Origin of the sequence: Micromonospora sp. NPDC047753 (assembly GCF_040642735.1) — a bacterium.
In the GTDB taxonomy this organism is placed as follows: Bacteria; Actinomycetota; Actinomycetes; order Mycobacteriales; family Micromonosporaceae; genus Micromonospora.
Genome location: NZ_JBEYSL010000381.1, coordinates 1 through 6,685, shown reverse-complemented (window position 1 = coordinate 6,685; position 6,685 = coordinate 1). Strand labels below are relative to the sequence as shown.

At 67.7% G+C, this 6,685-nt stretch carries 6 protein-coding genes; 1 reads left to right on the top strand and 5 read right to left on the bottom strand.

The genetic code is table 11. The features are described 5' to 3' along the window. From ABZ749_RS26040 to ABZ749_RS26025, 4 genes are all read right to left on the bottom strand, one after another. Nucleotides 1-802, bottom strand: an 802-nt coding sequence (locus ABZ749_RS26040) for an enolase C-terminal domain-like protein (protein ID WP_357232334.1), incomplete at its 3' end; no start/stop codon positions are given. Nucleotide 803: 1 nt separating this feature from the next. Beyond that, nucleotides 804-1,631, bottom strand: coding sequence for a carbohydrate ABC transporter permease (locus ABZ749_RS26035; RefSeq protein WP_357232331.1), 828 nt, complete (start codon nt 1,629-1,631; stop codon nt 804-806). Then, nucleotides 1,631-2,611, bottom strand: a complete 981-nt coding sequence (locus tag ABZ749_RS26030) for a sugar ABC transporter permease (protein WP_357232328.1) — start codon at nt 2,609-2,611, stop codon at nt 1,631-1,633. The genes ABZ749_RS26035 and ABZ749_RS26030 overlap by 1 nt, the downstream gene beginning before the upstream one ends. Before the next feature lie 4 nt (nt 2,612-2,615). Next, entirely contained in the window at nt 2,616-3,767 is a 1,152-nt protein-coding gene (locus ABZ749_RS26025; protein ID WP_357232337.1) for an extracellular solute-binding protein, read from the bottom strand. 257 nt (nt 3,768-4,024) lie between these two features. Here ABZ749_RS26025 and ABZ749_RS26020 point away from each other — a divergent pair, with 257 nt between their 5' ends. Further along, a complete protein-coding gene (locus ABZ749_RS26020) occupies nt 4,025-4,795 on the top strand; it encodes a FadR/GntR family transcriptional regulator (protein ID WP_357232325.1) in 771 nt (256 codons plus the stop codon). Between the two features lie 71 nt (nt 4,796-4,866). On the opposite strand, the gene ABZ749_RS26015 is transcribed toward ABZ749_RS26020, so the two are convergent. Continuing rightward, nucleotides 4,867-6,255, bottom strand: coding sequence for an RICIN domain-containing protein (locus tag ABZ749_RS26015; RefSeq protein WP_357232322.1), 1,389 nt, complete (start codon nt 6,253-6,255; stop codon nt 4,867-4,869). Nucleotides 6,256-6,685 lie beyond the last annotated feature (430 nt).

Genomic DNA, 6,685 nt, shown 5'->3' with positions numbered 1-6,685 from the left:
GGCGTTTTTGCGTATCCAAGAGAGGGAGGGAAAGCGCATTCCTGCGGGTGGGTTCGAGCCCGGTCAGGTTCTCACCGGTGGCGACCGACGCGGACACCCCTCGGCTGACCGCGGCGAGACCCTCGGCGTCCCAGCGCCGGACCGGCTCCTCGATCCAGATGAGGTCCAGGGTGCGTTCCAGCTCGCAGACGTGTCGGACGGCCTGCTTGCGGGTCCACGCCTCGTTGACGTCGAGCATCAGGCCGGGCCGCCGGCCGTGCCCGGCCTCGGTCAGAACCTCTCTGACCAGGCTGAGTCGGTGTCGATCGCGCTCGATGTCGAGGCCGCCCTTGAGCTTTGCCGCCCGAAGGCCGTGGCTCGCGTAGACCTCGTACTCGGCCACGAGTTCGTCGTCGGTGAGCCCGATGTCCAGGCCGGAGGCGTAGGCGGTGACCCGCCGGTCCCGTCCGCCCAGCAGTCGCCACAGCGGCTCGCCGGCGGCCTGCGCCTTGATGTCCCACAGCGCGGTGTCCAGAGCGCCGATGGTGCCGAACACCGGGCCGGCGTGGCCGGCCTTGAAGGTGTGCCGCAACATGCGGTCGTACAGGGACGTCACGGCACGGGGGTCTTCGCCCTCGATGGCTGGAAAGATCCGCTCGATCTCGACGTGCGGCCCGAGGCCGACGCCCGTGATGCCCTCGTCGGTATCGACGAGGACGATCGAGACCGGGACCACCCCGTCGGAGAACACGCCGTTGGCGTCGCCGACGGGGCGCCCCCATTCCTGGACCGTGGTGAGCGTCCGATATCCCGTGATCCGCATGTCAACCCTTCGTGGAACCGGCGGCGACGCCGTCGGCAATTTGGCGCTGGAGGAACAGGTAGACCAATAGGACGGGTATGGCGGCGATCAGCACCCCGGACGCGAAGGTGGGGATGTTGTCGCTGTACTGCCCTCGCAACGAGGTCACCCCGATCATGAGCGTCCGGTTCTCCGCCGAGGGCATCATCACCAACGCCATGAGGACGTCGTTCCAGCAGAACAGGGCGTTGAGGATGCCGACCGACAGCAGCGCCGGGGTGCCCAGTGGCAGCATGATCCGGCGATACACGCCGTACACGGTGTTGCCGTCGATCCGGGCGGCGTCGACGATCTCCGGTGGGATGCCCTTGTAGTAGCTCGTCATCAGGAAGACGGTGAAGGGCAGGAACTGGGCCACGTAGACGAGGATCAGACCCGGGTACGTGTCGATCAGCGCGGTGTCGGCCATGATCCGGGCGAGCGGCACCATGATGACCTGGAACGGGATGAAGAGCCCCGCGAGGCAGCCCAGGAACAACGCCGACGAGCCACGGAAACGCAACTGGCTCAGCGCGAAGCCGGCCATCGACCCGAGCAGGAGCAGCAGCAGCACCGACGACGTCACCACGACCAGCGAGTTGACGAAGTAGCGGCCCATTCCGACGCTGGTCCACGCCGTGCTGATGTTCTCCCATTGCAGAGTGCTGGTCAGGCCGAACCGGTCCAGGATGTAGTCCCGGCGGGTCTTCAACGCGACGTTCGCGGTGAAGAGCAGGGGGTAGATCGTCGCCACCGCGAGCAGTGACATCGGGATGGCGATCATCCACCGTCCCAGTCGGACGCGGGGCATCAGTCCACCTTTCCCGATCGTTCGAGCAGTTTGATCTGCAACATTCCCACCACGAGCATGATCGCGAAGAGGATCGTGGACGCGGCGGACGCGAGAGCCGGGCGGTTCATCTGGCCCTGCTGGATCCAGATGTAGTACTCCGGCAGGTACGTCGAGCCCTCCGGGCCGCCGCTGGTCATCACGAAGAGCAGCCCGAACATCGAGGTCAGCATCCCGATCATCGTGGTCACGAAGACGAACTGGATGGTCCGGGCGAGGCTCGGGATGATCACGTGCCAGACGACCTGGCGCAGCGACGCGCCGTCCACCCGGGCGGCGTCCAGCAGCGCGGCGTCCAGCGTGGCGAAGCCGGCGAGGAACACCACCAGTGCCATCCCGAAGGTGGCCCAGATGTGCACGCCCACCACCATGAACATCGCGACGTCCGGGTCCCCGAGCCAGTCCACCGGACCGACACCGATCGACCCGAGCACCGCGTTCAGGGGGCCATCGAAGGCGAGCAGCAGGTTGAAGATCGCCCCGACGATGACCGGCGAGAGCACCGCCGGAAAGAAGTAGACGCTGCGGTAGAAGCGGTGGCCCGGCACGCGGAGGAAGATGAACGTGGCGAGGAGACCGGGGATCGCCACCGCCACCGGAAGCAGCAACACCAACAGGCCGACGTTGCCCAGCGCGGTGCGGAACAGCGGATCAGCGAACAGTTCCTGGTAGTTGCCGAACCCGACCGCTTCTCCGTTCCGGTCACCGTCGCCGGTGAAGGAGAAGTTGACCCCGAGGATCAGCGGGTAGAGCCGCAGCGCCACGATGATCAGGACGGCCGGAGCGACCAGTATGTAAGGGGCATAGCGCTCGGCCCCCAGGCCGCCACGGGTGCGACGGGGACGGGTGCCACCGCGGTGCGCGGGGGAGGTGGCCGCCGGGCCGCCGGCCCGCCCGGCCGAAGCCAGGCGGACCGACGGTTGCGTGTTTCCGATCGGCACGAGGTCAGCCCGCCTGGTCGGAAGCGGCCAACTGCTTCACCACCTCGTCGACGGTGATCGAACCGCTGAGCAGCTGCTGGGAGAGGCGCCCCATCAGGTCGATCGTCTTCGAGTCGAGCGCGACGTGCAGAGCCGGCTTGCCGGTCTTCAGCTCGGCGACGATCGTGGAGGCGGCCGGGCCGGCCTGCGAGACGTCGATCGTGATGTCGGCGGCGATCGCGCCGGCGTCAGCGTAGAACGCCTTCAACGCGTCGGCCGCGGTCAGGGAGCGCACCAGGTCGGCGGCCACCTTCGGGTCCTTCGTCCACTTGGCCACGGCGTAGCCGATGCCACCGTCGTACGGCAGGCTCGGAGTGGTGCCGGCGGTGACGACCGGGGCCTTCATGACGCCGAGCTTCTCCGCGGTGAGGAACTCGTTGAAGGACTTCCAGTGCCCGACGTCGGACATGAGGCCCATGACGTGGGCGGCCTTGCCGGACTGGAAGGCTGCGAAGGAGTCGTTGAACATCGCGGTCGAGTTGGCCCCGTCCGTGTTCATCTTCTTGACTCCGGTCTCCTTCCAGAGCTCGAAGATCCGCTTCACGTTGGGCGAGGTCCAGTCGCGCTTGCCGGTGATCCAGGCGTCGTACTCCGCGGCGGTGAGGGTCACCGACCCCATGCTGGAGAGCCAGAACTGGATGCCGACGCCTTCCTTGTTGCCGAGGGCGAAGCACTTGGAGCTGGCCTTGGCGATGGCGGCGCAGTCCGCGACGAACTTGTCCCAGGTGGTGGCCGGGCTGGCCGGGTCGAGGCCGGCCTTCCGGTAGATCTCCTTGTTGTAGTAGATCGGGTAGCCCTGCAGCGTCACCGGGCTGCCGTAGACCTTGCCGTCCTTGGTGAACGCGTCCCATCCGGCCAGCCGCTGCTTGTCCTCGGCGACGTAGTCGGTGATCGGCACCAACGCGTCCACCCGGTCGCGGATCTGGCCACCGCCGTTGAACATCATGACGTCGGGGCCCTTGCCGGACTGGATCGCCGCGCCGAGCAGGGTGTAGTACTGGTCGAACGGCTGCGCGACGAACTCGACCTCGACGTCGGCGTGCTTCTTCTTGAAGTCGGCCTTCGCCTTGTCCAGATAGGATTTGGCGAATGGTTCGCCGGATTTCCAGTCCCACACGACCAACTTGCCATCGGAGCTGGTCGATTTGCCCGAATCGCTAGCACTTCCACAACCGGCCAGGGCCAGGCCCACAACGAGGACGGCCGACCATATTGCGCGCTGTCTCATCAGTTGTCACCTCTATATGGGGGGTGGCCGGCGGGTGCCCCGCTAGCCAAATGTTGACCGGAAGGTAACTCGTATGACGTGTTACGTCAACGGTCGGCCGTACACTGATCCGGACGTCGTGCCACGGCGAGCCATCGGAGGGGGACATGACGCCACCGCAGGAAACAGCCCTGAACAGCCCGGGGACCCCGGCATGGGTGCGTCGGCCGACCAACCTCGCCAGGGCGGTCACCGCCGAACTGGTGGAGCGCATTGTCCGCGGCGTACACCCGTCCGGGTCGTCCCTACCCCCCGAGCCGATCCTCTGCGAGACCTTCGGCGTGAGCCGGACCGTCGTCCGGGAAGCAGTGAAGATCCTTCAGGAGAAGGGGCTGGTGCAGGTTCGCCAGGGCGCCGGCACCATGGTGACCCCACCGGCACACTGGGACATGCTCGACGAGCTGGTCCTCGCGGCGACCATCGCGGTGGACGACAGCCTCGCCATCCTCGACGACCTGGTCGTCACCCGGCGGGTGCTGGAGTCCGACATGGCGAACGTCGCCGCCCGCCACGCCGACGCCGAGACCGTCGATCGGCTGCGGGCCATGGTGGACCGGATGGACGAACTCGTCGACGACCACGTCACCTACCACGACCACGACCGGGCCTTCCACGACACGATCATGCAGGCATCCGGCAACCGCATCGCTCGGGGCGTCGTACGGGCGCTGGAGAGCCAGGTCATCAACACCGCCCGCTACATGGGCCGGACCGAGCGGGCGCTGTGCGTGGCGTCCAACCAGGGTCACCGACGCATCTACGAGCGCATCGCCGCCCACGACTCGAACGGCGCCGCCGAGGCGATGTTCACCCACATCACCGAGGCCTGGCTGGTCCGCCGCAGTGGCTCGGGGAGCCCCGACCGCCTCGAACGCTGATCGTCACGGGCAACGGACGGCGCCCGCCCCGAGGAACGGGAGCAGGCGCCGCCAGCTGAGGCCGACAAGAGTCACGAGAACTGGGCGAAGAACCTCCAGATCTCACCCTTGGTCCAGGTCGTGATGCCGCTCTCGGCGTAGGTGCCGTCCACCGGGCCGGGCATGTGGCCGTTGTCGTACGCGGCCCACTGCACCGGGTACCCGGACCTGCAGCCGGAGTAGACAGTGGTGATGTGGGTGCGGCTGCCGCCGGCCGGCTCGCGCGGGCTCTGCGCGGTGCAACCGTTGTTGCGGACGAAGGTGTCGCGCAGCGCCCTGCCCTGGGAGATGTTCAGGACGTTGTCCGTGATGCCGTGCAGCCCGAAGTACGCGATCGGCTGCGTACCGCCGCTGCACCCGCTGATCTGCGCGCCGGAGATGACCGCGACGGCCCGGAAGACGTTGGCTCGGGCGCAGGCGACGGCGTAGCTCATGCCGCCACCCCAACTGAAGCCGAGCGCGAACCGCTGCCTCGGGTTGACGCAGAGGCTGCTCTCGATCCGGCTGATCATGTCGTCGACGAAGGTGATGTCCTCACCGCCGGAGTTGCCCCAGCCGTTGCCGAACCCCTGGGGCGCCACCAGGATGGCGCTGTTGTTCGACTGCTCCTGCTGCCCGTAGTAGGACCAGGCGGTCCCGCTGGTGCCGCCGGAGGAGATCTCCTGCATGGTGCCGCCCCGCCAGTGGAAGGCGAAGATCAGCCGGTAGGGGTTGCTGTTGTTGTAGTTGGCGGGCACCCGGAGGATGAAGGTCCGACTCTTGCCGTTGCTCTGGATCGTGTGCGTGCCGCTGGCCAGCGTCGGGGCCTTGCCGCACCCGCTGCCACCCGACGGTGGAGGGGTGGTGCCACCGCCGACGGCGACGAGCTGCCACTGCTGGTTGGTGCCGCCCCAGTCGGCGTACTGGACGATGTTTCCGCCGTCGGCGGTGGAGGAGCCCTGCACCTCGACCGCCTTGTTGCTGTTGCGGTTGATCAGCCGAACGTAGCCGCCGTCCGAGTCGGCCAACCGGAACTGCTGGTTCGTCCCGTTGAGGTCGGACCACTGCACGATGGCGCCGCCGTCAGCGGTGGAGAAACCACTGACGTCGAGCACCTTGCCCGAGAGCCGCGACTTGATCCGGTAGTAGCCACCCCCGGAGTCCACGAACTGCCACTGCTGGTTGAGGCCGTTGTTGCGCGTCCACTGGCTGATCCGCGCCCCGTCGTTCGTGGCCGAGGCGTACAGGTCCAGCGCCTTGCCGCTGTTGCGGTTCACCAGCACGTAGGAGGCGTTGGTGTCCACTGTCGCTGCCGCCGCGGGCGCCGCGTTGACCGCGACGAGTGCGCTGGCTGCCATGGCCGTGGCCGCCGCCGCGGCCAACCCTGAGCGCCAGCGAGATCTGTGCCGAGAGGCGGGACGAGCCTCTACGAGGGCTTTCATGGTCCACTCCTTCGATCGGGGTCACCCACGAGCGGGAGCGCCCGCGCGTGCCGTGGCGTGCGTACCGGCGTCCTGGTGGTGGCGTCAGCACGTCTGGGGTGTTGTGTGCGGGCAACCCGCGGCCAACGGCGTACCTCGATGGCGATGCCACGATCCGGGCTTCGTGGCAGGCCGCGCCGAACTGCGCGGTACGACGTCCTGGCTCCCGGTGGCCGGGTGGCCCGCGGGGTGAAAATTAGCGGGTGATACGTCATACGTCAAACGATTGCCATCGATCTGCGCGGTCACGCCAAGCGGCGACCTGACGGTCACGGCGGCCCGCCCCGGATGGGGCGCCGGCACGTCGAGCGCGCGCTGCGCACCACCAGCGCGGAGAACCTCGCCATGATCCATGACACCGTCAACCACCTCGTCCGCGAGGGTCGACGGG

Coding starts and splice junctions, on each gene's coding strand:
- ABZ749_RS26015 (WP_357232322.1), bottom strand. CDS start 6,255: ATGAAAGCCCTCGTAGAGGCTCGTCCCGCCTCTCGGCACAGATCTCGC.
- ABZ749_RS26035 (WP_357232331.1), bottom strand. CDS start 1,631: ATGCCCCGCGTCCGACTGGGACGGTGGATGATCGCCATCCCGATGTCA.
- ABZ749_RS26020 (WP_357232325.1), top strand. CDS start 4,025: ATGACGCCACCGCAGGAAACAGCCCTGAACAGCCCGGGGACCCCGGCA.